This window comes from Rahnella perminowiae (assembly GCF_019049695.1).
Taxonomy (GTDB): Bacteria; Pseudomonadota; Gammaproteobacteria; order Enterobacterales; family Enterobacteriaceae; genus Rahnella; species Rahnella perminowiae.
This window is the reverse complement of the sequence record NZ_JAFMOT010000163.1, coordinates 50,971-77,436: the sequence shown is the minus strand read 5'-3', so window position 1 is coordinate 77,436 and position 26,466 is coordinate 50,971. Positions and strand designations below refer to the sequence as shown.

The 26,466-nt window shown below is 54.4% G+C and carries 24 protein-coding genes; 13 read left to right on the top strand and 11 right to left on the bottom strand.

Annotation, left to right across the window (positions count from 1 at the left end; translation table 11 throughout):
• Window positions 1–502: 502 nt before the first annotated feature.
• Both J1781_RS06865 and J1781_RS06860 read left to right on the top strand, forming a co-directional pair.
• Window positions 503–994 (top strand): Hcp family type VI secretion system effector, encoded by a 492-nt coding sequence (locus J1781_RS06865; protein ID WP_047607110.1) that lies wholly within the window; start codon window positions 503–505, stop codon window positions 992–994.
• Window positions 995–1,483, top strand: coding sequence for a DUF2778 domain-containing protein (locus J1781_RS06860; protein WP_217233371.1), 489 nt, complete (start codon window positions 995–997; stop codon window positions 1,481–1,483).
• 303 nt (window positions 1,484–1,786) lie between these two features.
• Here the strand turns inward: J1781_RS06860 and J1781_RS06855 are convergent, their stop codons facing one another.
• Entirely contained in the window at window positions 1,787–2,020 is a 234-nt protein-coding gene (locus J1781_RS06855; RefSeq protein ID WP_235173336.1) for a hypothetical protein, read from the bottom strand.
• Here J1781_RS06855 and J1781_RS26565 point away from each other — a divergent pair.
• Window positions 1,966–2,340: a phage integrase gene (locus J1781_RS26565; protein WP_421595293.1), complete on the top strand. Its 375-nt coding sequence runs from the start codon at window positions 1,966–1,968 to the stop codon at window positions 2,338–2,340. The two genes, J1781_RS06855 and J1781_RS26565, sit on opposite strands and share 55 nt — an antisense overlap.
• Before the next feature lie 108 nt (window positions 2,341–2,448).
• On the opposite strand, the gene can is transcribed toward J1781_RS26565, so the two are convergent.
• The gene (can, locus tag J1781_RS06850) at window positions 2,449–3,105 is read right to left on the bottom strand and encodes a carbonate dehydratase (protein WP_129953147.1); all 657 of its coding nucleotides are present in this window, start codon (window positions 3,103–3,105) and stop codon (window positions 2,449–2,451) included.
• Between the two features lie 133 nt (window positions 3,106–3,238).
• Between can and J1781_RS06845 the strand changes: the two genes are divergently transcribed.
• Window positions 3,239–4,162, top strand: a complete 924-nt coding sequence (locus tag J1781_RS06845; protein WP_129953146.1) for an ABC transporter ATP-binding protein — start codon at window positions 3,239–3,241, stop codon at window positions 4,160–4,162.
• The gene (locus tag J1781_RS06840; protein ID WP_129953145.1) at window positions 4,162–4,932 is read left to right on the top strand and encodes an ABC transporter permease; all 771 of its coding nucleotides are present in this window, start codon (window positions 4,162–4,164) and stop codon (window positions 4,930–4,932) included. The genes J1781_RS06845 and J1781_RS06840 overlap by 1 nt, the downstream gene beginning before the upstream one ends.
• A 126-nt stretch (window positions 4,933–5,058) precedes the next feature.
• Here the strand turns inward: J1781_RS06840 and panD are convergent, their stop codons facing one another.
• The 3 genes from panD to panB form a co-directional block, all read right to left on the bottom strand.
• Complete coding sequence (panD, locus tag J1781_RS06835) at window positions 5,059–5,439, bottom strand: aspartate 1-decarboxylase (protein ID WP_129953144.1); 381 nt, start codon at window positions 5,437–5,439, stop codon at window positions 5,059–5,061.
• Between the two features lie 107 nt (window positions 5,440–5,546).
• Entirely contained in the window at window positions 5,547–6,401 is an 855-nt protein-coding gene (gene panC / locus J1781_RS06830; RefSeq protein ID WP_129953143.1) for a pantoate--beta-alanine ligase, read from the bottom strand.
• A 14-nt stretch (window positions 6,402–6,415) separates the two neighbouring features.
• Complete coding sequence (gene panB / locus J1781_RS06825; RefSeq protein WP_129953142.1) at window positions 6,416–7,210, bottom strand: 3-methyl-2-oxobutanoate hydroxymethyltransferase; 795 nt, start codon at window positions 7,208–7,210, stop codon at window positions 6,416–6,418.
• Between the two features lie 158 nt (window positions 7,211–7,368).
• On the opposite strand from panB, the gene qseB reads away from it, so the two are divergent.
• A complete protein-coding gene (gene qseB, locus J1781_RS06820; RefSeq protein WP_129953141.1) occupies window positions 7,369–8,055 on the top strand; it encodes a quorum sensing response regulator transcription factor QseB in 687 nt (228 codons plus the stop codon).
• Between the two features lie 23 nt (window positions 8,056–8,078).
• On the top strand, window positions 8,079–9,437 hold the full coding sequence (gene qseC, locus J1781_RS06815; RefSeq protein ID WP_205952657.1) for a quorum sensing histidine kinase QseC: 1,359 nt from the start codon (window positions 8,079–8,081) through the stop codon (window positions 9,435–9,437).
• Window positions 9,438–9,442: 5 nt separating this feature from the next.
• Here qseC and folK read toward each other — a convergent pair whose 3' ends face one another.
• The 6 genes from folK to thpR form a co-directional block, all read right to left on the bottom strand.
• The gene (gene folK / locus J1781_RS06810; protein ID WP_217233370.1) at window positions 9,443–9,922 is read right to left on the bottom strand and encodes a 2-amino-4-hydroxy-6-hydroxymethyldihydropteridine diphosphokinase; all 480 of its coding nucleotides are present in this window, start codon (window positions 9,920–9,922) and stop codon (window positions 9,443–9,445) included.
• Entirely contained in the window at window positions 9,919–11,244 is a 1,326-nt protein-coding gene (gene pcnB / locus J1781_RS06805; protein ID WP_205951588.1) for a polynucleotide adenylyltransferase PcnB, read from the bottom strand. Before pcnB ends, folK begins: the two co-directional genes overlap by 4 nt.
• A gap of 523 nt (window positions 11,245–11,767) precedes the next feature.
• Window positions 11,768–12,649: a tRNA glutamyl-Q(34) synthetase GluQRS gene (gene gluQRS / locus J1781_RS06800; RefSeq protein ID WP_217220259.1), complete on the bottom strand. Its 882-nt coding sequence runs from the start codon at window positions 12,647–12,649 to the stop codon at window positions 11,768–11,770.
• A 61-nt stretch (window positions 12,650–12,710) separates the two neighbouring features.
• Window positions 12,711–13,166, bottom strand: coding sequence for an RNA polymerase-binding protein DksA (dksA, locus tag J1781_RS06795; protein ID WP_013576943.1), 456 nt, complete (start codon window positions 13,164–13,166; stop codon window positions 12,711–12,713).
• 230 nt (window positions 13,167–13,396) lie between these two features.
• The gene (sfsA, locus tag J1781_RS06790) at window positions 13,397–14,131 is read right to left on the bottom strand and encodes a DNA/RNA nuclease SfsA (RefSeq protein ID WP_129953136.1); all 735 of its coding nucleotides are present in this window, start codon (window positions 14,129–14,131) and stop codon (window positions 13,397–13,399) included.
• 48 nt (window positions 14,132–14,179) lie between these two features.
• Window positions 14,180–14,722 carry an RNA 2',3'-cyclic phosphodiesterase gene (thpR, locus tag J1781_RS06785; RefSeq protein ID WP_217158282.1) on the bottom strand — a complete coding sequence of 181 codons (543 nt, stop codon included), beginning with the start codon at window positions 14,720–14,722 and terminating at the stop codon, window positions 14,180–14,182.
• A gap of 84 nt (window positions 14,723–14,806) precedes the next feature.
• On the opposite strand from thpR, the gene hrpB reads away from it, so the two are divergent.
• The 6 genes from hrpB (at window position 14,807) to fhuB (ending at window position 26,423) form a co-directional block, all read left to right on the top strand.
• Window positions 14,807–17,263: an ATP-dependent helicase HrpB gene (hrpB, locus tag J1781_RS06780; RefSeq protein ID WP_238483289.1), complete on the top strand. Its 2,457-nt coding sequence runs from the start codon at window positions 14,807–14,809 to the stop codon at window positions 17,261–17,263.
• Window positions 17,264–17,469: 206 nt separating this feature from the next.
• Complete coding sequence (mrcB, locus tag J1781_RS06775; RefSeq protein WP_129953134.1) at window positions 17,470–20,088, top strand: bifunctional glycosyl transferase/transpeptidase; 2,619 nt, start codon at window positions 17,470–17,472, stop codon at window positions 20,086–20,088.
• Between the two features lie 281 nt (window positions 20,089–20,369).
• Window positions 20,370–22,598 carry a ferrichrome porin FhuA gene (gene fhuA / locus J1781_RS06770; RefSeq protein WP_129991346.1) on the top strand — a complete coding sequence of 743 codons (2,229 nt, stop codon included), beginning with the start codon at window positions 20,370–20,372 and terminating at the stop codon, window positions 22,596–22,598.
• A 123-nt stretch (window positions 22,599–22,721) separates the two neighbouring features.
• Window positions 22,722–23,534, top strand: a complete 813-nt coding sequence (fhuC, locus tag J1781_RS06765) for a Fe3+-hydroxamate ABC transporter ATP-binding protein FhuC (RefSeq protein WP_129953327.1) — start codon at window positions 22,722–22,724, stop codon at window positions 23,532–23,534.
• 1 nt (window position 23,535) lies between these two features.
• Window positions 23,536–24,438 carry a Fe(3+)-hydroxamate ABC transporter substrate-binding protein FhuD gene (gene fhuD, locus J1781_RS06760; protein WP_217233369.1) on the top strand — a complete coding sequence of 301 codons (903 nt, stop codon included), beginning with the start codon at window positions 23,536–23,538 and terminating at the stop codon, window positions 24,436–24,438.
• Window positions 24,435–26,423 (top strand): Fe(3+)-hydroxamate ABC transporter permease FhuB, encoded by a 1,989-nt coding sequence (fhuB, locus tag J1781_RS06755; RefSeq protein WP_217233368.1) that lies wholly within the window; start codon window positions 24,435–24,437, stop codon window positions 26,421–26,423. The genes fhuD and fhuB overlap by 4 nt, the downstream gene beginning before the upstream one ends.
• Window positions 26,424–26,466 lie beyond the last annotated feature (43 nt).

The following is a 26,466-nucleotide window of genomic DNA, read 5'->3' as shown; positions in this document are numbered from 1 at the left end:
TCATAAAGGTTTTTTATAAATATGTCGGAATTTTAGCTTCCCATGAAATTTTAACGTCAATTATGAGAGTCCGTATTACTCATGATGCTAACTGTGCATGAATAACCTTAGAAAAACCTTAAGAACAGAATTTATTTGAATCTTTTTTTACGAAATTAATCTAAATAATACATCTCATTACTAATAATTCCTTATGTATTCAATTTTTTCAATTATTCCTATGGCTGGATACAAGCTTTTAGCACCATTCCTGGCTTTGTTGAATAAATTAGACTTTTGGCCGCAATCACGATCAGATCATTCATGATGACCTGCTCCCTGTTGACTAAGTTTTTTCTGATATGATTTCCATATATTTCTGAATGTTATGTATGGCAATTATCTGCCATCTGAATACTTCGCCTGCAAAATGGAAAAACCCTGCCTTGCGGTAAAAGTCCATATTGTTCAAGTGGTTTTTTGGGTATATGTTTTCCCTACAAAACATAATGAGTTGTTAACAATGGCTATACCAGCGTATTTATGGTTGAAGGATGACGGCGGGGCAGATATCAAAGGGTCTGTCGATGTGAATGGACGTGAAGGTTCAATTGAGATTCAAGGTTTTGGACACTCTCTGCATCTTCCAACTGACGGGGCTACAGGCAAGATCACCGGCACGCGTATACATGCGGCATTAGGTTTTGAGAAAGAATTCGACAGCTCTAGCCCTTATCTCTACAAAGCAACCGCCACCGGTCAAACTCTCCAATCTGCCGAGTTTAAATGGTACAAAATCAACGATGCAGGCCAGGAAGTTGAGTACTTCAACATGTATCTCGAAGGCGTTAAAATTGTATCAATCTGTCCAACAATGCACCATATCAAAAACCCAGCCTTCGAAAAGCATAACCACAACGAAAGTGTTGAGCTTCGCTATGAAAAAATCACATGGAAATATTGTGACGGTAACGTAATTTTTGCCGACGCCTGGAATGAGAGAGTGACCGCTTAAATGGCTATCACCTGTAGCTATGTATTAAATGGGATGGAAACATCAATTCTGAGTTGTGCTGGTGTCGGCAATTTCCCTGCCTTCTCAGGCCAGTTAGTGGGTCGAAATAACCCGACATTAACTAATATCGCTGATTTGGGACCACTTCCTACAGGGCGTTACTTTATTGTCAGTCGCGTATCTGGGGGGCGCTTAGGCGGCATACGAAATGCTGTCCTTAAATATGGTTACGGCACTGACAGAGAAACATGGTTTGGGTTCTATCGCGATGACGGAAAGATAAACGATGAAACTTTTATTGAAGGAGTTAAACGTGGAAGTTTCCGGCTTCATCCAATCGGACCACAGGGACTCAGTGAGGGCTGTATTACCATGACATCACAATCCGATTTTGATTATCTTCGGACTGCATTGCTGGGTACCTCAATGATCGGTGTACCTGGGTCTTCGCTCAAGGCACACGGTACGATCAGGGTTACACTCGGATGAAGTGGATTAAGTATTTTTTTGCCGCATTGGGCTACCTTGTGGCGTTCTGCATACTGATGACCATCTTTACCCAAGTGATTGACAGCTATGTTACAGGTGAACAGATAGAAGGTTTCGCTCAATTTTGGGGAGTACATGACATAGAGGGAACGCTAGACCTTTATGTCGATGCCTCACTAATTATCTCAGGCTTAGTATCTATTCTGGTAATTCTGCTTTGTCGCATTTATATCCGGCGACATTTAAGATCATCAGACTAAGATACTCAGCAATTAGAATACAACGCCCACCAGGGCGTTTCTTTTAGCTAAACTCCGGCCAATCCTCAACCATTCCGAAATGTAATTCTGTATCACCTATTTTCAACGTAGCCCCGCGGCTTAATGCCTCCAACTCCCAGCGCGCAGCAGCGATTTTGCATTTCATCAATTCTCGCTCAATTTCAGGCAATCGCGCCCGTTCCTCAGCAGTCAGTCTTGCCGATGGAGCAACATCCCGGGCTTTTGTTGGGTCAAAACTTCGCTGTAACTTACTCACCTTCGGTGTTTCTTCCCGTATACGCGCCACAATCGCCCTCACGGCGGCAGTGCCTGTCCGAGTTGATAGAACTGTGGTGGCTCTGTCACGGGCAGAACGTGAAATACGGCAAGCTCGACAAAGCCAAACTGGAATTCATCTGCAACCTGATGGATGACCCGTGTTCTTTCCAAATTGATAGCCTGGCTATTACAAAATTTAAGTCTTTGAGATTGGCGAAGGGCGTTAAGGCAACAACGGTAAAGCGGGGCTGGAGTGTCCACATAGTGTCCAAACCTGAGCATCTTTATAGGGTTTGTAGCTGCTTACACCGCATATAACTCATTGATTTATCGTGATCGCGTTGAAATTACAGGAAAAATAAATGATAAAAAAGGCACATTTTTGTGCCTTTTGTTTTTTGAATTTCTGTAGAGTAGGGCGGCTTGTTATTGCGGGTCGCCGTTGAGCAGGGCGGAGACGCCCTGACGGTAGCGCTGTTCCAGCGTTTCGCGGCTGGTGGCGTCTACCTGGAGGTTGCGCAGACGTCCGTCCTGAATGCCGTAAACCCAGCCGTGCAGCGTGACTTTCTGGCCACGTTTCCAGGCTGATTGCATTACGGTGGAGTGGCCGAGGTTGTAAACCTGCTCAACCACGTTCAGCTCGCATAACTTATCGAGTCGCTTTTCCGGCGACAGTTCGCCCAGCAGTGAGCTATGTTTGTACCAGATGTCCCGGATATGCAACAGCCAGTTATTAATCAAACCCAGTTCAGGGTTTTCAACCGCCGCCTGTACACCGCCACAGCCGTAGTGACCGCAGATAATCACGTGTTCAACTTCCAGCACGTCGATAGCATATTGCACAACGGACAGGCAGTTAAGGTCAGTATGTATGACCAGATTGGCGACGTTGCGGTGAACGAACAGTTCACCCGGTTCAAGGCCGGTCAGGCGCTCGGCGGGGACGCGGCTGTCAGAACAGCCAATCCACAGGAAACGGGGTTTTTGCGATTCGGAGAGCCGCTCAAAGAAACCAGGATCTTCGTCGATCATGGTTTTGGACCAGGCTGCGTTATTAGCGATAAGTCTTTCTATGTCGTTCATGGAGGTTAATAGCCTGTAGCGAGCTAACTGCGATGGGGTAATATAGGGCAATGCCCCGACTTTTCAAGCTGATTCGGCATCTCCATTTACTCATTCTTACAACAGGGTTTTCACAAGAAGGTACGCTCCCTTTATGAATTATGCATTGGAACTGGAAAAGTTAACCAAAACTTACGCCGGTGGTGTACAGGCTTTGCGTGGAATCGATCTGCGCGTCGAAGCTGGCGATTTTTATGCCCTGCTTGGGCCGAACGGTGCGGGTAAATCCACCACCATTGGTATCATCAGTTCACTGGTCAACAAGACTGCCGGCAAAGTGCAGGTGTTTGGCTATGACATCGATAAAGATATCGTTAACGCCAAGCGTCAGCTCGGGCTGGTGCCGCAGGAATTTAACTTCAACCCGTTTGAAACGGTCATGCAGGTGGTGGTCAATCAGGCCGGTTATTACGGCGTACCGCGTCCGCTGGCGCTTGAGCGTGCAGAAAAATACCTGACGCAGCTGGATCTCTGGGGCAAACGCAATGAGCGTTCGCGCATGTTGTCCGGCGGGATGAAACGCCGTCTGATGATCGCCCGTGCGCTGATGCACGAGCCTAAACTTTTGATCCTCGATGAGCCAACGGCGGGTGTGGATATTGAGTTGCGTCGCTCAATGTGGGGCTTCCTGAAAGAGCTGAACGCACAGGGCACGACCATTATTCTGACCACGCACTATCTGGAAGAAGCGGAAATGTTGTGCCGTAATATCGGCATAATTCAGGGCGGTCAGCTGGTGGAAAACACCAGCATGAAGGAACTGCTCTCTAAGCTGAAATCCGAAACCTTCATTCTGGATTTAGGGTCGAAAAGCCCGCTGCCGGTGCTGGAAGGGTATCGCAGTAAACTGACAGACACGTCAACACTGGAAGTGGAAGTCATGCGTGAGCAGGGACTGAACGCCCTGTTCAGCCAGCTAAGCAAGCAGGGCGTGCAGGTATTGAGTATGCGTAACAAGGCGAACCGTCTGGAAGAGCTGTTTGTCACGCTGGTGAACGGCAGCGAGGAAAAGAAATAATGTCGCAATTGTATTGGGTGGCACTGAAAAGTATCTGGATGAAAGAGATCAACCGCTTTGGTCGTATCTGGATCCAAACGCTGGTTCCACCGGTCATCACGATGACCTTATATTTCATCATCTTTGGTAATCTGATCGGCTCACAGATTGGCAACATGCATGGTTTCACCTACATGCAGTTTATCGTGCCGGGGCTTATCATGATGGCGGTGATCACTAACTCCTATGCCAACGTAGCCTCGTCATTCTTCAGCGCCAAATTCCAGCGCAATATTGAAGAATTGCTGGTGGCACCGGTGCCAACGCACGTGGTGATTGCCGGTTATGTGGGCGGCGGCGTGGCGCGTGGGATCTGCGTGGGGATCCTGGTGACGGCGATCTCGCTGTTCTTCGTCCCGCTGGTGATCCACTCCTGGTGGATCATCGCACTGACATTATTGCTGACTGCAATCCTGTTCTCACTGGGCGGTTTGCTGAACGCCGTGTTTGCGACAACGTTTGACGATATCAGCCTGATCCCGACCTTTGTGTTGACGCCGCTGACCTATCTGGGGGGCGTGTTCTACTCGCTTTCCCTGCTGCCACCCATCTGGCAGGCGATTTCCAAGCTGAACCCGATCGTTTATATGATCAGCGGATTCCGCTACGGTTTCCTGGGGATTTCTGATGTGCCACTGGTGTTTACCATGAGCGTGCTGGTGGCATTTATTGCGGTGTTTTACTTGCTGGCGTGGTACTTGATCGAACGCGGCAGAGGTTTACGTAGTTGATTTTTCTGTGCTCCCTCCCCGGTGAAGGGGAGGGTTGGGGTGGGGTATTAATGACCATATCTGAATCTGAAATTGTCTGCTAAACCCCCTCCCGTCCTTCCCCTCTTTCAAGGGAAAGGCGTTTTATCAGGCCAGCTGAACCGGCACGGCTTTGGCGGTGCGTTTCAGCTGGTTTTCACCTTCGAAATAGGCCACTTTCGGCTGGTGCTGGCGGGCCTGTTCATCTGACATCTGCACGTAAGAACAGATGATCAGCAGATCGCCGACACAGGCACAACGCGCTGCCGCGCCGTTGACCGAAATAATCCGTGAGCCGCGCTCTGCCGCGATGGCGTATGTCGAGAAACGCTGACCGTTATCAACGTTATAAATATCAATCGCTTCATATTCCAGAATGCCTGAGGCATCGAGAAAATCCTGATCGATGGCGCAGGAACCTTCGTAATGCAAATCAGCCTGGGTTACGTGAACCCGGTGCAGTTTGCCTTGCAGCATTGTACGTACCATTGCGTGTGTACCTTCGTGCGTAAAGAGTCTGGGGATCCGCCGTGCAGACGGACTCACAGTCCGGGGCATCCGGCGGCCAACATAGTTGCCGATTTGACCTGCGCTGTCTACTGCGTCAGATCAACCTCCTGGTTATCAATCAGTCGCGCTTTACCGAGCCAGGCCGCCATCAGGATCACGGCAGAGGTGCTGTCGACAGATAACTCCTGCAAGGTTTTCGCATCACGGATAAACAGTTCATCCGGCGTGAAACCCGCTTCGCGAAGCTGCTGCGCGGTTTCCTGTAACATTTCATCAGTATGGCGTTCACCCTGGCTCAGCCGTTCCGCCAGCATGTTCATAATTTTAAACAGCTGGGGCGCGATTTTACGTTCCTCATTGGTCAGGTAGCCATTGCGTGAACTCAGAGCCAGACCGTCTTTAGCGCGCACAATCGGCACGCCCACTATCTCAATATCGTAGCCCATGTCTTCCGCCATGGTGCGCAGCAGCGCCAGTTGCTGGAAGTCTTTCTGTCCGAAACAAGCCACCTGCGGCTGCACCAGATTAAACAGTTTGCTGACGATGGTTGAAACGCCACGGAAATGCCCCGGACGGCTCGCGCCTTCCAGAATGGTGGAGATCACCGGCACGTCGACCTGGGTCTGCCTTGCCAGCCCTTTCGGATACACTTCCGCCGGTGACGGTGCAAATACCAGATCCACGCCGCGTTTATTGAGCTTTTCGCAGTCTTCCTGCAAGGTTCGCGGATAACGTTCAAGGTCATCCGGACGCTCAAACTGCATCGGGTTGACGAAAATACTGACCACGACCACATCACCACGGGCTTTGGCCTCTTCCACCAGCGTCATGTGGCCTTCGTGCAGATTGCCCATAGTCGGCACCAGCGCGATACGTTTATTATTCTTGCGGAACTCGCGGATTTCGCGACGCAGCAGCGCCACGCTGTCAATTATCAACACCAGCCTTCTCCCGATTATTTAAAGGAATGTTCTTCACCCGGATACACGCCCTGCGTGACCTGGTCGACATACAAACGTACCGCGCCACGAATATCGCCCGCTTCGCTGAGGAAATCTTTGGCGAATTTCGGTGTATGACCACCGGTGATACCGAAGGCGTCATGCATCACCAGAATCTGTCCGTCGGTCACATTACCCGCACCAATGCCGATCACCGGGATGCTCAGTTCTTCGGTGACGCGCCGCGCCAGGTCAACCGGCACACATTCAAGCACCAGCAATTGCGCACCGGCTTCTTCCAGCATCATCGCATCTTTGATCAGCTGGTTCGCAGCCACTTCATCGCGCCCCTGTACTTTATAGCCGCCAAAAATATTGACCGATTGCGGCGTCAGCCCCAGATGGCCACACACGGGTACGGCGCGTTCAGTCAGCATTCTGACCGTATCACACAGCCAGCTGCCACCTTCCAGTTTAACCATGTTACCGCCCGCGCGCATCAGCACTGCTGCGCTCTCAAAGGCCTGTTCCGGCGTGGCATAACTCATGAATGGCAGGTCAGCCAGTAATAACGCATGAGGTGCACCACGACGTACGCAGCGGGTGTGATAAGCAATGTCTTCTACGGTGACCGGCAGCGTGGAATCCTGGCCCTGAACGACCATACCCAGCGAGTCGCCGATCAGCATGACAGAGATGCCCTGTTCAGCAAACAGCTGTGCGAAACTGGCGTCATACGCAGTAATGGTCGCAAATTTATGTTTTTCCTGCTTCCATTGGCGAAGCTGGCTCAGCGTGGTTGGTTTCATGAACACGTTCCTTTGAATAATTCATCGGATAAATATGATGCCGGTATTCTACTGTATGAGCCGAAAGTCAGACAGCAAGTTCGGCAGATAGCCGGTTGACCGGTGCCTTAAGAAGTGATTAAGAAGCACCGGCTATAATGGCAAAAACGGAGGGAACCATGCGAATTCTGTTAGTTGAAGACGACAAAATGATCGGCGACGGCATCAAAGCCGGGCTGGCGAAACTGGGTTTTACGCTCGACTGGTTTACCGACGGGCTGACCGGCAGGGCTGCGCTCGACAGTGCGCCTTACGATGCCGTGATCCTCGATTTAAGCCTGCCGGGTATGGACGGTATGCAGCTTTTGCGCGAGTGGCGAAAGGCTGGCCGGGATACGCCAGTGCTGATCCTCACTGCGCGTGATGCGCTGGAAGAGCGCGTCAGCGGATTGCAGGCCGGTGCTGATGATTATCTGTGTAAGCCATTTGCGCTGGTGGAGGTCGCAGCCCGGTTACAGGCGCTGATCCGCCGTCGCCACGGCGTAATAACGCCGAAGGTCACCCATGGCGCGGTGGAATTTGATCCCGCAGCCCGCAGTGTGAAGCTCAACGGAGAAACCGTGACGCTGACGCCGCGTGAGGTGGCCGTGCTGGAATTGTTCCTTAACAACAAAGGCCGTGTACTGGCACGTACACTTATCCAGGAAAAGCTTTACAACTGGGATGACGAGGTCAGCAGCAACGCAGTGGAAGTGCATATTCACCATCTGCGCAGCAAACTCGGCAAAGGTTTTATTCGCACCGTGCATGGTGTGGGATACACGCTCGGCGATGAGGTAAAACCGGGTGAGGGAGGGGAAGCGTGAGGCGGCTGGATAAACTGAAAAAGTTGCAGAATCTCAGTCTGCGACTGCGCCTTATTCTGCTTTTTTCCATGCTGGCACTGCTGACCTGGCTGATTGCCAGCGGCGTGGCGTGGCATCAGACCCGCAAACATATCAATGAAGTTTTCGATACCCAGCAGATGCTGTTTGCCAAACGTCTGGCAGCCACCGGCTTAGGCGACCGCCTTAATCGGCAAAAAGACACTGAGCTGCCGGACACCAAAAAAATGGTACGCAAAGGCTCACGGGGCCATACCGATGATGACGCGCTGACATTTGCTATCTTCAATCGTCACGGGCAAATGTTGCTCAATGATGGTGAGAATGGCAAACACATCCGTTTTGACGGTGACACGCAGGGGTTTAATGATGTTGAACTCAGAGGGAACAGCGATGCCTGGCGTATGGTCTGGCTGACCTCGCCGGACGGGCAATATCGCGTGGCTGTCGGGCAGGAGCAGGATTATCGCAATGATATGGCGTGGAGCCTGGTGAGCGGCCAGCTGACGCCCTGGCTGGCCTCTTTACCTGTGTTATTGCTGGCGCTGATAATTATGGTGACGCTGGAGCTGCGGCCGCTGCGACGGGTCGCGGAAGGTCTGCGGCAGCGCTCACCGGAAGATGCCACACCTATCGGGACGCATCAGTTACCCGGTGAGGTTCTGCCGCTGGCAAATGCGCTCAATTCCCTGTTTGACCGCACCCGTCAAATGCTGGTGCGCGAACGGCGGTTTACGTCTGATGCCGCGCATGAGCTGCGCAGTCCGCTGGCGGCCTTACGTGTGCAAACTGAAGTTGTACAGCTTTCCGGCGATGATGCCCGGATGCGTGAACATGCGCTGGAAAACCTGATTACCAGTATCGATCGCGCCACGCGGCTGGTGGATCAGTTGCTGACGCTTTCCCGGCTGGAAAGCTTTTCCGCACCTGAAGAGCTGGAGCCCATCGACTGGCCGATGCTGATCGCACAAAGTCTGGCAGAGCAGGATTACCGTGCGCACAGTAAAGGCATTGAATTACGGTTTGAGGAGCAGGGGACGGCACCCGTTATGCGTGGCCAGTCACTGCTGCTTTCGCTGATGGTGCGTAATCTGCTGGATAATGCCATTCGTTATTCTGCCGCCGGGACCTGCGTCACGGTGCGGCTCGATGCGCGGGGATTCACGGTAGAGGATCAGGGGCCGGGCATCAGTACCGAACACCTGTCGCGGCTGGGGGAACGTTTTTACCGGCCACCGGGACAGGAACAGACTGGCAGCGGATTGGGAATTTCGATCATACAAAGGATCGCGCAGTTACATCATCTGAACGTTGTATATCACAATAAAGCAGAAGGCGGACTGGAAGTGCGGGTCAGTCACTGAAGGAATTACCACCGCGTCAGGCCGTTAAGCGGCACGCGTGCGAGCAGACTGTGCAAGGTCTCGCCGTCAGGGAATACCAGTTCCGGTGCCAGATCGGCCAGCGGGTACAGCATGAATTCGCGGTTTTTCATGTCGTAATGCGGCACCGTTAATCGTTCTGTGTTGATCACCTGATCGCCATACAACAGCATATCAAGATCTAACGTACGTGGCCCCCAGCGTTCAGCCTTACGAACGCGTCCCTGATTTTGCTCGATCCCTTGTGTGCAATCGAGCAACTGTTCCGGCGGCAGCAGCGTGTCAAGCGCCACCACAGCATTCAGATAATCAGGCTGATCTTGCGGCCCCAGTGGTTTACTGCGGTAAAACGGGGATGTAGCCACAAAGCGGGTGCGCGGCAGATGTGCCAGCGCCTCCAGCGCGCAGTTTACCTGGTCAAGCGGACGGGCAAGATTACTGCCCAGAGCCAGGTAAACGCGGATCACTGACCGCCATCCTTGCGCGGAACCCGTTTACGCGGACGGCGCGGACGTGCACGGCGGGCCGGTGCCGCGTCGTCACCCAGCGTACCGAGCATGCTCTTCTGGGAGGCCGGAGTGGCTTCCTGGAACTCACCCCACCATTGCGCCAGACTCTGCAATTCGCGGTGCTGTTCCACTTCCGCGCGCAGTACCAGTAAATCATACGCCGCGCGGAATTTAGGATGTTCCATCAGCTTGTGCGCACGTTTACCCTGACGGCGTGACAGGCGCAGTTGCAGCGCCCAGATATCACGCACCAGTGTGGTAATACGTTTCGGAATGGCCAGCGTACGGCATTGCTCATCAAGCACATCGTTCATGGCCAGTGCGAAGGCGTCGTAGTAGGTCAGCCCGCCTTCCTGCGCCAGCTTCTGCGCATGTTCAATCACCGGATACCACAGCATTGCGGCAAACAGGAACGCCGGATTGACGCGCTGATCGTTATGCAGACGGTGGTCGGTATTTTTCAGCACCTGGAGCAGAATATGTTCCATCGGGCTGTCACCCTGCTCAGTAAACTGGCGGGCAATCAGCGGGAACAAGGGCTGGAAGAGCTGGTATTCGCAAAGCTTTTTATACGTCTCTAAGCCGTAACCGGCCTGCAACAGCTTTAGTGATTCTTCAAACAGACGTGCGGGCGGAATTTCCTGTAGCAGCGTCGCCAGACGGGGGATCGGTCCGGCCGTTTCCGGGCTGATTTTCATGTCCAGTTTGGCCGCGAAACGTACCGCACGCAGCATCCGCACCGGATCTTCGCGATAACGGGTTTCAGGATCACCGATCAGACGGATGATACCATTTTCCAGGTCGCGCAGGCCGCCGGTGTAATCGCGGACCGTGAAGTCTGCAACACCGTAATACAGGCTGTTAATGGTGAAGTCACGGCGCTGGGCATCATCTTCAATGGTGCCAAAAATATTGTCGCGCAGCAGCATGCCATTAACGGCCTGCTGGGAGACGTTTTTATCGTCAGTCTCTTCATACTGTTCGTGGTGACCACGGAAGGTCGCCACTTCGATGATTTCCGGGCCAAACATGACATGAGCCAGACGGAAACGACGTCCCACCAGACGGCAGTTGCGGAACAGCTTGCGTACCTGATCCGGCGTAGCGTTGGTGGTGATGTCGAAATCTTTAGGTTTCTTATCCAGCAATAAGTCACGCACACCGCCGCCAACCAGGAAGGCTTCAAAGCCAGACTTGTTCAGACGGTATAAAACTTTCAGGGCGTTTTCGCTGATATCACGACGAGAAATGTTGTGCTCATCGCGGGGAATAATCGTCATCGCACGGGTTTCACCCGCGTAATCGAATGAGGGGCGCGGTTTCTGTACGTGTTCGGCAGAAGGACGCGGGGCTCGCTGTTCATTGCGGTCGCTGCGCGGGTCGTTATGACGATCACCACGGGTATCGCTGCGTTCGCCACGAGGCGGATAAGATGACGAAGAACGCCGGTTGTTGTTATTGCGGCGTTCGCCTCTGTTCGCGTTGTCTTCCCGGCGGCCGCGATTTTCACGGCGTTGCTCGTTGTCACGGCGTTCGGGGTTTTTTGCCTTCACATTGCCTTCAGCCACAGGAGACGGATCACGACGGGAAGTCTCCTCGCGATGAGGTTCTGCATGAAGCGCGGCTTCGTTATGAACAGCCTTTTCTTCACGAACGACTTTATCTTCACGAACTAGCACCTTACGGCAAAAATTGGCTACTCGGGTAAAAATGGTACACCTCGATAGTGACTGAAAAAAATGGGCGTGACGCAAAAACAGCGGCTAATCATAGCTCACGACAGGCGCTTTGAGAATGCCGAAGTCACATCTGCTGCGCATTAGCGTTCCGGCACGGTATCGCTGATGGCGTCCAGTGTGTTGTCGCCCAGCGTAATAATAAAGGCAAAGGATAATCCTGCCAGTTTTCCGGCAGCGTTTGTCCTAAAAATTTCAGCGCTTTAATGATAACCGGTCGCGGATCGCCCGCAGGCAGCGCCGGAGCGTGATTCTGCTTGGAAAGCTTATCGCCATCTTCATTCACCGCCAGCGGCAAATGCAGATATCCCGGTTGCGGATAACCCAGATGCCGGTACAGCGAAATCTGGCGCACGGTCGGTTCAATCAGATCCGCACCGCGTACAATGTGATTCACGCCCTGAAAATGGTCATCGACCACTACCGCAAGATTATAGGCAAACAGCCCGTCGCGGCGGCGGATAATAAAATCTTCTTCGGCCAGTTGATGGCTGGCCTGCAAATGCCCCTGAAGGTCATCGTCGAAACCGTACACCGGCAATGTCTGATGCAGGCGGATGGCAGCATTTTCCGGGCTGAGTTTCAGGTCACGGCAGTGGCCGTCATAGGTGCCACCGATCTGCGCAATACGCTGGCGGGTGCAGCTACAGTAATAACTTTTTTGCTGATGGTACAGCCCGTCCAGTACTTCGCGGTAAGCGCGGTGACGTTTTGACTGCCAGACCACTTCACCCTCCCATTCCAGCCCGTAACGTTCCAGCGTTCTCAGGATACGGTCAGCAGAGCCGGGAATCTCACGCGGCGGATCGATATCGTCGATGCGCACTAACCAGGTGCCATTTTGCGAGCGGGCATGCAGATAGCTGCCAAGAGCGGCGATCAGGGAACCAAAATGGAGGTCACCGGAAGGTGAAGGGGCGAAACGGCCTGTGTATTTTTTTCGCGGCATAAGAATGGGGGACAGCGTTAAAAGGGAACGCGGTGCATGACGCACCGCGTGGAACCCGGACTTAGCCAGCCATCTGCTTTTCGCGGATTTCTGCCAGAGTCTTACAGTCGATACACAAATCAGCGGTAGGACGGGCTTCAAGACGGCGGATGCCAATCTCAACGCCACAGGAATCGCAATAACCGAAATCCTCGTCTTCCACTTTTTTCAGTGTTTTTTCAATCTTTTTGATCAGCTTACGTTCACGGTCGCGGTTGCGCAGTTCGAGGCTGAATTCTTCTTCCTGAGCGGCACGGTCAACCGGATCAGGGAAGTTTGCGGCTTCGTCCTGCATGTGTGAAACGGTACGATCGACTTCATCCCTGAGCTGATTGCGCCATGCTTCAAGAATCTTTTTGAAGTGAGCCAGCTGAGCGTCGTTCATATACTCTTCGCCCGGCTTCTCTTGATACGGCTGCACCCCAGCGATAGCGAGAATGCTCAAGGACGACGTCTTACGGGTTTGGCCTTCTTGCATGATGCTTCTCCTACATAACACGCACTATGTTCATCCACTTTGCACATTCCGGCATGGCCGCAATGTCCAGGCTTCGAACATTTCGATCCCCAACGGGGGAAAAAATCAGGCCGCTATAAATAACAGAAGGCAACGAGGTTGGCAATTATTCCTCGCAGGTGCTTGACAAGCCTGTGAGGAAAAGCGTATTCGCGACCGGTTTTTTATGCCGCCGACAGGGTATTACAGGGTTATCCGAACGTTTTATGTTCACTGATTGACAGTGTCAGCAGCGGTACTCTTTTTGTGAGGCGGATACCCTCAGCAGAAAGTTCAGCACCGTAGCACATCACTTCAACACCCTTGTTTTGTACATACTTCAGTAAATCGGTATAACGCGGATCAATATGGTGTGCAGCGGATACGCTTTCAATACCTGAATGTAAAACAGCGAAGAAAAGTACTGCCCGCTGCCCTTGCTCTGCCATTGACTGTAACTCGCGTAAATGCTTCTGACCGCGCAGTGTGACTGCATCGGGGAAGAATCCCAGCCCCTCCTGCAACAACGTGACAGATTTCACTTCAATATAGCAGTCAGGTTGATTTTCTGCCTGTAACATCAAGTCTATACGGCTGTTTTCGGCGCCGTATTTTACTTCGGTCATTAATTTACTGTAACCGGATAATTCCGGTATTCGCTGTTCATTGATCGCTTCGCGTACCAGCTGATTGGCCCGCAGCGTATTCACGCAAATCCAGTGTTTTTGTTGGGTTTCGGTCAGTTCCCAGCTGTGCGGATATTTGCGTTTGAGATTGTCCGAAGTGGAATACCAGACGGTGTCGCCGGGTGTTGCACAACCGGTCATCGCGCCGGTGTTGGCGCAATGTAAGGTCAGTTCCGTGCCGTCTGGCGTAATCACGTCGGCGAGAAACCGTTTGTAACGTTTGATCAGCGTGGCAGATTGAAGCGCAGGCTCGAAGTCCATGAAAGTTTCCGTGTGAATGGCTCTTGTGAAAGAGAGTGCTAAAAAAGATCAGCTTTCCTGTGTATCGCACAGCGGCCAGGTTTGCAGGCTGTGGTAACGGGTGCGTCCCCGCTCAAACAGGGATTCGTACAAACTGAATCCGGTGGCGTCCAGTTGCCAGCCGGGCGTGGCCGGAGGAATAGCGACCGGACGGGTCGCGCTGCGATACAGCGACACATGGGGATGAAACGGCAGGGTACTCTGATAACACCCGTTGCGTGCTGCGTGTGATCGCAATACGGAGGCCAGTTGCAACAGCGCATTCGGTGCGCGCTTTGTGCCGATCCACACCACGCCGGACCCCGGCCAGTGGCCGATATCATCCAGTTGCAGGCTGAATTTTTGCGCCTGAATACGCCCGGCAACACTGGTCAGCGCCCGGGCTTTCAGATCACTGATTTCGCCTAAAAATGCCAGCGTAATGTGCAGGCTGGCGGCAGCGACGGGGCGGCCGGTTTCTGGCGGGAAGTTGTCCGCACGCCATGCAATTACCTGCTTTTGCATTTTTGCGGGCAATGATAAGGCGAAAAACAGGCGGCGTTCGGCAGACATAGTGTTTCCTGTGAAGACAAATCACGGCAACATGCCGGATGTGGGGCTAAATGCTACAATGCCCGCCGTTCAAAGTTAACTCTCATGGAGAATTCATTGACTTCTTTGCCGGTCAGCGCCGTACTCGAACCGCTTTTAGCCGCATTGCAACAGGCGCCGCAAATCCTGCTGCTGGCTCCGACCGGCGCCGGTAAATCGACCTGGCTGCCGTTGCAGTTGCTGAAACAGGCTAACCTGCCGGGCAAGATCCTGTTGCTTGAACCGCGCCGTCTGGCAGCGAAAAACGTCGCCTTTCGCCTGGCACAGCAACTGGGCGAAACGCCGGGGCAGACGGTGGGATATAGCATGCGTGCTGAAAGCAAAACCAGCGCGGCGACCCGCCTTGAAGTGGTGACCGAAGGTATTCTCACCCGCAGGGTACAGGCTGATCCCGAACTGACCGGTGTGTCGATGGTGATCCTCGATGAATTTCATGAGCGCAGTTTGCAGGCCGACCTGGCGCTGGCATTGTTACTCGATGTGCAAAATGCCCTGCGCGACGATTTAAAGATCCTGATAATGTCGGCTACGCTCGATAACCTGCGTTTATCGGATTTGCTGCCGGATGCGCCGGTGATTGAATCCGCAGGCCGCAGTTTCCCGGTGGATCGCCAGTATCTTTCCCTGGCTTCGCATGAACGGCTGGACGAGGGGGTGGCGCGTGTTGTCAGCCGTCTGATGGACGAAAATCATGGCTCCATGCTGCTGTTTTTGCCGGGCGTAGCGGAAATCACCCGTGTACAAAACCTGCTGACGGGCAGACTGGCGCAGGATGTCGATCTCTGTCCGCTGTACGGCGCGCTGTCATTAGAACAGCAGCAAAAAGCCATCCAGCCTTCGCCTGCCGGACGCCGTAAAGTGGTGCTGGCGACGAACATTGCCGAAACCAGTCTGACCATCGAAGGGATCCGTCTGGTGGTCGACAGCGGCCTGGAGCGCAGCGCCCAATTTGACCCGCGTAGCGGCCTGACACGGCTGGTGACGCAACGAGTCAGCCAGGCCTCGATGACCCAACGTGCGGGTCGTGCAGGGCGTCTGGCGCCGGGCCTGTGCTGGCATTTATTCAGCAAAGATCAGGCTGAACGCGCCAGTCAGCAGGCGGAAGCCGAAATGCTGCAAAGCGACCTGAGCAGCTTCTGGCTGGAGTTATTGCAGTGGGGCTGTCAGGATCCGGCACAGCTACAGTGGCTGGATACGCCGCCCGCTGCCGCGCTGTCTGCCGCAAAAAATCTGTTACAGCAGCTCGGCGCGACCGATGCACAAGGCAAGCTCACCGCTGCCGGGCAACGTATGGCTCAACTCGGCTGCGAGCCGCGACTGGCCGCGATGCTGATTTCTGCCGCCGCACAAAGTCCTGAAGCGCTGGCCACGGCGGCGCTGCTGGCCGCGATGCTCGAAGAACCGCCACGCGGCGGATTGCCGGATATGGATTACTGGTTCAGCCGCCCGCAAGGCAACTGGCAGCGGCGGGCAAAGCAACTGTCGCAGCGCACCGGCGCGAAAAGTGGTGAACCGGATATCGCACTCGCGCCGTGGTTACTGGCGCAGGCGTTCAGTGACCGTATCGCACAGCGGCGCGGCGACGATGGCCGCTATTTACTGGCGAACGGGCTGGGCGCGTCTTTGCCGCAGGATGACGGACTGACCCGTTCGCCGTGGTTAGTTGCCCCGCAGTTATTGCAGGGTAACAACAGCCCGGATGCCCGCATTTTGCTGGCAATGGCGCTGGATATCACGCAACTGCCGTCGCACCTGCCCGCAATTGTGAAAGAGCAGACAGCGGTGGAATGGGATGAAGAAAAAGGCACACTGCGTGCCTGGCGACGCTGGCAGATCGGGCGTCTGGTGCTGAAAGCCAATCCGCTGGCAAAGCCGGACGATGAAGAGCTGCAACAGGCGCTGATCGGCTGGATCCGCACACAAGGTTTGCAGGCGCTGAACTGGTCTGTGGCCGCGGAGCAATTGCGCCTGCGTCTGATCTGCGCCGCAAAATGGCTGCCGGAAGCAGGCTGGCCGGCGGTTGACGAGCAGGCATTGCTCGACAATTTAGAACGCTGGTTACAGCCGTCTTTACAGGGTGTTCGCTCATTAAAATCATTGCAACAGGTTGATTTACATGAGGCTTTGTTAAGATTGCTTGACTGGCAACAACGTCAGCGTCTGGACAGCGCGTTGCCGACACATTACACCGTACCGACTGGCAGTCGTCTGCCAATCCGTTATCATGCAGACCAGCCCCCGGCACTCTCGGTGAGAATGCAGGAGATGTTCGGCGAACAGCGCAGCCCGCAACTGGCGGAAGGGCGTATTGCGGTGGTGCTGGAACTGCTGTCACCGGCGCAGCGGCCGTTGCAAATCACCGCCGATCTGGCGGCATTCTGGCAGGGTTCGTACCGTGAGGTGCAGAAAGAAATGAAAGGGCGTTACCCGAAACATCCGTGGCCGGACAATCCGGCGGAGGCGCTGCCGACGCGGCGCACCAAAAAGGCTTCTGCGCCATGAAGAAATGTACAGAGAACCCCTTTTTTTCAGACATTTCTTCTGGGCGAAATGTAAAGCGGGGCACAGAGTAAGCGCCTTGCTGCCTGAACTTCAGGCACGATAATCTATCCTTTTGAAATAACGTGTTTTTTGAAATCAAAAATGAAAATGACTCAGCTAAGCAGAATCATTATGACGAACACAGCAGCGCGTTGGGAGAATGACTAATGTCTGGCGATGATCGCGAGCCGATTGGCCGTAAAGGTAAACCTGCCGGGCGCAAGCCTGCGCGGGCTCGTCCCGTTCGCCGTAGCCGCCGGGATGACGACTACGAAGAATACGAAGAGGAAATCGATGACGAGTATGAGGATGATGATGACGAAGCAGAACGGGGGTCGCGCATGAGTCGTAAAGCCCCGCCACGTAAAGCCAACAAAGGCGGGAAGAAAAGCAAGAAGCGCTGGCTGTTCTGGTTGTTAGTCAAACTGTTTGTCGTCTTCCTGATTTTGCTGGGGATTTACGCGGTTTATCTCAACAAGCAAATTCATGACCGTATTGATGGCGGCAAAGTCTGGCAGTTACCTGCGGCGGTGTATGGCCGTCAGGTCAATCTTGAGCCGGACATGCAAATCAGCAAAGCTGAAATGGTCGGGTTGCTGGAAGGCACGCAGTATCGCGAAGTCACGCGCATCACCCGCCCGGGCGAGTTTACGGTTCACGCGAATTACATTGATTTGCTGCGCCGCCCGTTTGATTTCCCGGAAGGGAAAGAAGGGCAGGTCAACGCCCGCCTGATGTTTGACGGCAGCAGCCTTTCAGAGATTAAAAACCTGGATAACCAGCGTGATTTCGGGCTGTTTCGCCTTGATCCGCGTCTGATCACCATGTTGCAGGCGTCGAATGCCAACGGGGAACAGCGTCTGTTCGTGCCGCGTTCCGGCTTCCCGGATTTGCTGGTCGATACGCTGCTGGCCACGGAAGACCGCCATTTCTACGAGCATGATGGTATCAACTTCTATTCCATTGGTCGTGCCGTGGTGGCTAACCTGACCGCGGGTCACGCGGTACAGGGCGGTTCAACACTGACACAACAGCTGGTGAAGAACCTGTTCCTGACCAACGAACGTTCGCTGAGTCGTAAAGCGCGTGAAGCGGTGATGGCCATCCTGCTTGATGCGGATTACAGCAAGGACCGCATTCTCGAGCTGTATCTGAACGAAGTATATCTCGGTCAGAGCGGGTCCGATCAGATCCGCGGTTTCCCGCTGGCGAGCCTGTATTACTTTGGCCGTCCGGTGAATGAACTGAGCCTCGATCAGCAGGCCTTGCTGGTGGGTATGGTAAAAGGTGCCTCGCTGTATAACCCGTGGCGTAACCCGCAGATGGCGTTGCAACGTCGTAATCTGGTGCTGCGTTTACTGGTTGAGCAGAAAGTTATCGATCAGGAACTGTATGACATGCTGAGCGCCCGCCCGCTGGGTGTGCAGCCGAAAGGCGGGGTGATTTCGCCGCAGCCAGCATTTATGCAGATGGTGCGTCAGGAACTGCAGGCCAAACTGGGCGATAAAGTTCAGGACATGTCCGGGGTGAAAATCTTCACCACGCTGGATCCGATTTCTCAGGATGCGGCGGAAAAAGCGGTCGAGGAAGGCATTCCGTTACTGCGTAAGAAAAGCGGTCTGAATGATATCGAGACGGCGATGGTGGTGGTTGACCGCTATACCGGTGAGGTGCGGGCGATGGTCGGCGGCGCGGAAACGCAGTTCGCGGGCTTTAACCGTGCCATGCAGGCGCGACGTCAGGTCGGCTCGCTGGCTAAACCGGCGACCTACCTGACCGCGTTATCTCAGCCGGATAAATACCGTCTGAACACCATTCTGGCTGACCAGCCGCTGACGCTGAAACTGGCGAACGGCCAGACATGGTCGCCGAAAAACGATGACCATCAGTTCCGGGGCCAGGTTCTGCTGGTGGATGCCCTGGCGCGTTCAATGAACGTCCCGACAGTTAATCTGGGGATGGCCGTTGGCCTCGACAACATCACCAAAACGCTGATTGATTTGGGCATCCCGAAAGAATCGCTGAACCAGACGCCATCCATGCTGCTGGGTGCGATTGCCCTGACGCCGATGGAAGTCGCGCAGGAATACCAGACCATAGCCAGCGGCGGCAATAAAGCGCCACTGTCTGCGGTGCGCTCGGTGATTGCTGAAGACGGCACGGTGCTCTATCAGAGCTTCCCGCAGGCGGTACGGGTGATCCCGCCGCAGGCTGCATATCTGACGTTGTATGCCATGCAACAGGTGGTGCAGGAAGGGACCTCACGCGCCCTGGCGAATAAATTCCCGAAACTGCATCTGGCAGCGAAAACCGGTACCTCGAACGAACTGCGTGACAGCTGGTTTGCCGGCATCGATGGTAACCAGGTGGCGATCACCTGGGTAGGTCGTGATAACAATGGTCCGTCCAAACTGTGGGGGTCCACCGGTGCGCTGGTGCTTTACGGACGCTATCTGGAAAACGGCACACCTCAGCCACTGGATCTGCAAATGCCTGAAGGCATCAGTACGATGAATATTGATGGCAGCGGTAACTTTGTCTGTGGCAACAGCGGTGGCCTGTTGGGCGGAAGTGGTGCAGTGCGTTCAATCCCGGTCTGGACCGATTCGCCTGACGCCATGTGCCAGGCGTCTGTGACTGCTGTTCAGCAACAACAGCAACAGATCCAGCAACAGCAACAAATCCAGCAGCAACAACAATCCGGGCAGCAACAGCCGCAGGATGAGAAGAAAGACAGTAACGGCGTTGCGGGTTGGATCAAGGATATGTTCGGCTCAGGGAATTAATTCCATAAACCTCAAAGGCGCAATGAAAGTTGCGCCTTTTTTATTTGTTATTCTCACTCAAATTAACCCGCCGCGTTTTACATCTTCTGCAAATACGCCACATTCATTCCCGTTTAATTTATAAGAGTTTTTACCCCTGTTTAACATGGGGATATTTTTTATTCGTTCGGGCAATCTATACATTAAATAGGCTTGCAGCCGCGCAAGCATTGAGCATAATATGCGACGGTTATAATAATAATTATCGTTTACATTCCCATTACTCCTCCAGAGATTATGCAATGGTTTCTCAACGTTCGCTTTCAACCTCAGTCCGACAAGGCGCATTCAGGCGCCGGACGTTAGCTTTAACTATCGCCGCTGCGCTCGGCTCTGCCGCGTTTTATGCCGGTGCAGCCACCACCGCGCCTGCGAAAGAAGACACCATCAACGTGACCAGCCAGGCAACGGCTGAAGCGGCGCCAGAATCGGCATGGGGGCCGGCGGCCACTATCGCTGCGAAACACAGCGCAACCGGCACGAAAACTGACACGCCGCTGGTGAAGACACCACAATCTGTTTCCGTGGTCACCCGCGAAGAAATGGACATGAAGCAGCCAGGGACCGTGAAAGAGGCGCTGGGCTATACGCCGGGCGTCTTTGCCAGTCGTGGCAGCTCTAACACTATTGACGCCATGGCCATCCGTGGCTTCACCTCGGTCAACACTAACCAGTATCTCGATGGCATCAAACTTCAGGGGGATAACTATTCCGAAGTGTCGATGGATCCGTACATGCTGGAGCGCGTTGAAGTGCTGCGCGGGCCGTCTTCCGTTTTGTACGGTAAGAGCAACCCTGGCGGTGTCGTCAGCATGGTCAGCAAACGCCCGACGACTGAACCGCTGAAAGAAGTGCAGTTCAAAATGGGTACCGATAACCTGTTCCAGACCGGTTTTGATTTCAGCGATGCTATCGATGATGCAGGCGTCTATTCTTACCGTCTGACCGGCGTGGCGCGCAGTCAGGATGCGCAGCAGGAAATGGCAAAAGAGAAACGCTATTCAATCGCGCCGTCTTTCTCATGGCGTCCTGATGATAAAACTGACTTCACCTTCCTGAGCAATTTCCAGAACGATCCGGATGCCGGATTCTACGGATGGTTACCTCGTGAAGGGACTGTGGTGCCGTATTACGACGCCAATGGAAAAGCGCATAAATTACCGACAGACTTCAACGAAGGTGAAGCGGGTAATCGCATGTCCCGTAACCAGAAAATGGTCGGTTACAGCTTCGCCCATCAGTTTGATGATACCTGGACGGTTCGCCAGAACCTGCGTTACACCAAACTCGATACGGAATATAAATCGGTTTACGGCTTCGGCTACCTCGGTAACGGTAACATTACCCGCAGCTATGTTCAGTCCAAAGAGAAGCTGGCGAACTTTGATGTCGATACACAGGCTCAGGCTAAATTCGGCACCGGCGATGTCGGTCACACCGTGCTGGTGGGTGTCGATTACATGCGTATGCGTAATGACATTAATGCCGATTACGGCAGCGCAAGTAATCTGAACCTGGCCAATCCGCAATACGGTAACGGCAATGTTTCGCTCTATTTCCCGTATAAGCTCCTCAACCGTCAGGAACAAACCGGCCTGTACGCGCAGGATCAGGCGGAATGGAACAAGTGGATCCTGACCGTCGGTGGCCGTTACGATTTTGCGAAAAGCTCAACCTACACCCGCACTACCAACAGCGCATCGCAGATTAACGACCAGCAGTTTACCTGGCGTGGTGGTCTGAACTACCTGTTCGACAATGGTATTTCTCCATACTTCAGCTACAGCGAGTCGTTTGAGCCAACGGCAGGCGCGACCAAGCAAGGTCAGCCTTTCGATCCTTCAATGGGTAAGCAGTACGAAGCCGGGATCAAATACATCCCGAACGATCGTCCGGTCAGCCTGACGGCCGCGGTATACCAGCTGACAAAAGACAAAAACCTGACAGCCAATCCGTCTGACGCGGCCTTTAGCGTTCAGTCCGGTGAAATCCGTTCGCGCGGTGTGGAACTGGAAGCCAAAGCCGCGGTGAATGCCAACATCAACGTCACGGCGTCTTACACTTACACCGATGCAAAATACACGCATGACACCAATTTCGAAGGCAAGCGTCCTGTTGAAGTGCCGGCAAATATGGCGTCTTTGTGGGCGGATTACACCTTCCACGAAACCGCGCTCAGCGGCCTGACAGTGGGCTCCGGCGTGCGCTATGTCGGTGCCAGCTCCAGCTTCTACACCGCAAACGGCGTGAATGCATCCAGAGAGAATGAGGCATTCAACGTCTCGTCCTATACGCTGGTCGATGCTACGGTGAAATACGATCTGGGTCGTTTCGGTATGCCGGGTTCTTCTGTTGGTCTGAACATCAACAACCTGCTGGATCGTGAATATGTCGCCAGTTGCTACCGCGATTATGCCTGTTACTGGGGCTCGGATCGTCAGGTGGTCGCAACGGCCACATTCCGCTTCTGATACCCGTCAACGCATCTGCAACCAGAATTATTTAGGGTATCGGTAGCAGTGACGTGGTCAAATCCGGGCACGCTGGTCGTGCCCGTTTCCTGTTCTCAACCAGATGTCGACGTAGAAAATCTTATGCCTGATAACAACGTACATCCTTCTTCCCCGCTGCCAGACAGCGTATTTCGCCTGCAAGATGTCAGCTTTACCGTGCCGGGGAGAACGCTGCTGGCGCCACTGTCGCTGACTTTTCCACAAGGAAAAGTGTGTGGACTGATTGGTCATAACGGGTCGGGAAAGTCGACGTTACTTAAAATGCTCGGGCGGCATCAGTCTGCGACATCCGGAACGATTTATCTCAATGAAACGCCACTGGCACAGTGGGACAGTAAAGCCTTTGCGCGTCAGGTTGCCTACCTGCCGCAGCAGCTTCCTGCCGCAGAAGGTATGACCGTACAGGAACTGGTGGCGATTGGCCGCTATCCCTGGCACGGCGCACTGGGGCGTTTCAAGCCTCAGGACAAAGAAAAGGTTGAAGAAGCTATTGCACTGGTCGGCCTCAAACCGTTTGCCCGGCGTCTGGTAGACAGCCTCTCCGGCGGCGAACGTCAGCGCGCCTGGCTGGCAATGATGGTGGCGCAGGACAGCCGTTGCCTGCTGCTCGATGAACCGACTTCTGCGCTGGATATTGCCCATCAGAAAGACGTGCTGGCGTTGATCCAGCGTCTGAGCCGTGAAAAAGGCTTAACGGTGATCGCGGTGCTGCATGACCTGAACATGGCCGCACGTTATTGCGATCAGCTGATGGCTTTGCGCGGTGGCGAAATGATTGCACAGGGCGCGCCGCAAGAGATGATGCGCGGCGATGTGCTTGAACAAATTTATGGTATTCCGATGGGAATCCTGCCGCATCCTGCGGGTGGTGCGCCGGTGAGCTTCGTATACTGATATGTCTGATATTTCAAACTTTTCCGGATTAACCCGTCGCCGTCTGTTGCAGATGATGGCGCTTTCCCCGTTGCTGACCTCACTGCCGGCACTGTCGGCATCGCGTCCTGATCTCAGCCGGATTATTGCCCTTGAATGGTTGCCTGCCGAGTTGCTGATCGCACTCGGCGTGATGCCGCTGGCGATTGCAGATATTCGTAATTACAACACCTGGGTTGTTGAACCGACGCTGGCTCCGGGCGTGATTGATGTCGGTCAGCGTACCGAACCTAATATGGAACTTATTCAGCAACTGAAACCCTGGCTGTTGCTGATCACTTCCGGTTATGGCCCGACCACCCGTCAGCTCGAAACGATTGCGCCGGTGCTGGGCGTTAAAGCCAATGACGGTTCGGCGAAACCGCTAAATCTGGCCATCAGTTCTCTGCATAAACTGGCCGATACCCTCGGGTTACAGGATCGCGCCGAAACGCATTTGCAGTTGTACCGCAACACGCTGACGCAAACCCGCGAGCAACTGAAGCCGGTCGCGCATCAGCCGCTGCTGTTAATCACCTTCATTGATACGCGCCACGTTCTGGTGTTTGGCGTAGGCAGCATGTTCCATGAAGTGATGGGCGAACTCGGGCTGACTAACGCCTGGGCGGGGGAAGGCAGCTTCTGGGGCAGCGTATCGGTGGGCGTTGAGCGCCTGGCCAGCATTAAAAATGCCCGCGTATTGTGTTTCGAACATGACAACACCGATATGATGGATGCCGTGGCGAAAACGCCGCTGTGGAAATCCATGCCGTTCGTACGTGCGGATCAGTTCAGCATCGTGCCCGCCGTGTGGTATTACGGCGCAACCTTCAGCGCGATGCACTTCTGCAAGACGTTAACCCGAACCCTGAGGAAACCGGTATGAATCGCCGTGCGCTCAGCGTTTCGCTGCTCCTGCTGATTCTCCTGACGCTGGCCGCCGGTGCGCTCAGTATCTACAACCTGCATCAGCAACTGCCTTATGCGCAGTGGCGCGGCGCGCTATGGCATCCTGATATCGACAATGTTCAGCAGATGCTTTTTCATTACAGTTTGCTGCCGCGTGTCGTCGTGGCCTTGCTGGCGGGAGCCGGGCTGGGACTGGTCGGTTTGCTGTTCCAGCAGGTGTTGCGCAATCCGCTGGCGGAACCCGCAACACTCGGTGTCTCGGCGGGCGCACAGCTCGGTCTGACGGTGGCCACTTTGTGGGCGCTGCCGGGCGGAATGATCACCCAGCAGTTTGCCGCCATGACGGGCGCGGTGGTTATCGGTGCACTGGTGTTCGGTATTGCCTGGGGCAAACGCATGTCACCGGTCACGCTGATCCTCGCCGGTCTGGTGCTCGGCTTATATTGCAGTGCGGTGAACGGCCTGATCGGCATTTTCAACTATCAGAATCTGCAAAGTTTGTACATGTGGAGCAGTGGTGCGCTGAACCAGCAGGACTGGGATGTGGCGAGTTTCCTGCTGCCACGTGTGATTATCGTCTGGCTGCTGGCATTTTTGTTGCAGCGTCCGATGACGTTGCTGGGGCTGGATGACGGTGTTGCCAAAAATCTCGGCCTCGGGCTGTCAGCGGCGCGTCTTGCTGTGCTGACGCTGGCGATTCTGATGAGTGCGCAACTGGTTAATGCGGTGGGGATTATCGGCTTTATTGGCCTGTTTGCACCGCTTCTGGCAAAAATGTTGGGCGCACGTCGACTGGCTGTACGGCTGGTCATGGCGCCGGTGATCGGTGCGTTGCTGCTCTGGTTTACCGATCAGGTGATGCAAACCATCACCACATTCTGGATGGAAATTCCGACCGGTGCCGCGACGGCGCTGGTGGGTGCGCCGCTGCTGTTATGGCTGCTGCCGCGTCTGCGTAATAACATGGTACCGCCGCCGATGAATCAGGGCGACCATGTGCCCGATGAACGTCAGCATCTGGTGCGCTGGGTGTCACTGGCACTGACCGTGTTGTTCTTCGGCCTGATGGTTGCGCTGATGGCCGGACGTAACGCCACCGGCTGGAGCTGGTCAACCGGTGCCGACCTGCAGGCGTTGTTGCCGTGGCGGTTACCGCGCGTGCTGGCAGCGTTGGCGGCAGGCGTGATGCTGGCGTCATCCGGTGTGCTGATTCAAAAACTGACCGGTAATGCGATGGCCAGCCCGGAAGTGCTGGGGATCAGCTCCGGTGCGGCGACGGGTGTGGTGGTGATGATGTTTATCGTGCCGGGCGATGCCTTTGTATGGCTGTTGCCGGCGGGCACGGCCGGTGCGGCGCTGACGCTGCTGGTGATTATGGTCGCCTCGGGGCTGAGAAGTTTTTCGGCCGAACGTATGTTACTGACCGGTATCGCGCTGAGTACCGCATTCACCACGCTGATGACGTTGCTGCTGGCGAGCGGCGATCCGCGCATGGGCGGCTTGCTGACCTGGCTTTCCGGTTCAACCTATTCCGTTTCTGCACAAGCGGCGTGGCGCACGCTGATCCTGGCCGGGGTGCTGATGGTTCTTGTGCCATTCTGCCGCCGCTGGATCAATATTCTGCCACTGGGTAGCGTGACGGCGAAATCGGTCGGAGTGGCGCTGACGCCCACCCGCGTGGCGATCTTACTGCTGGCGGCGGTGATGACGGCAGCGGCGACGCTGACGGTCGGACCGCTGAGTTTTGTCGGGCTGATGGCACCGCATATGGCGCGTATGATGGGATTTCGCAGGGCGCTCCCGCAGTGGATGGTCGCCAGCGTGCTGGGCGGGTTGCTGATGATCTTTGCTGACTGGTGCGGACGTATGATCATCTTCCCGGATCAGATCCCCGCTGGTTTGCTGGCGACGTTTATCGGCGCACCGTACTTTATTTATCTGCTGAGAAAGCAGGCACAATAATAAAAAAGGGCACTCCGGTGAGTGCCCTGAAATCAGCTGATAT